Source organism: Micromonospora sp. AMSO1212t (genome assembly GCF_008868145.1).
In the GTDB taxonomy this organism is placed as follows: Bacteria; Actinomycetota; Actinomycetes; order Mycobacteriales; family Micromonosporaceae; genus Micromonospora; species Micromonospora tulbaghiae.
In genome coordinates this window covers 1-446 of record NZ_WBKS01000315.1, presented here as the reverse complement: position 1 = coordinate 446, position 446 = coordinate 1, and the positions used below count along the sequence as shown (strand labels likewise).

Here is a 446-nt window from a genome sequence, read left to right as displayed (position 1 = left end):
GCGTTCCTGGGTGCGGGGGCTCGACGTCAGCTGGACATCGAGGCGGTCCGGGAGGGCTTCGCCTCGACCAGCTCCCGGGTCGGCTGGAGCGGGTCCGTAACGCCCCGACCATCCTGTTGGACGGCGCGCACAACCCGCACGGCATGAAGGCCACCGTCACCGCGCTCCAGGAGGAGTTCGCGTTCAGCAAGCTGGTGGCCGTGATCGGCGTACTGGCCGACAAGGACGCCGAAGCGCTGCTGGAGTTGCTGGAGCCGGTCGTCGACCAGGTGGTGGTCACCCGCAACAGCTCGCCACGGGCGATGCCGACGGAGGAACTCGGCGCGCTGGCCGCCGAGATCTTCGGCGAGGAGCGGGTGGCCTCGGCCGAGGAGATGCCGGACGCCATCGAGTTGGCGGTGGCGATGGCCGAGGAGGACGTCCCCGGTGAGCTGAGCGGCGTCGGG

Annotated in this window: 1 pseudogene; it reads left to right on the top strand. The window is 70.9% G+C overall.

The annotated features are described in order from the left end of the window. A pseudogene (locus F8279_RS29955) lies at nucleotides 1-446 on the top strand (glutamate ligase domain-containing protein); the annotation flags it as partial.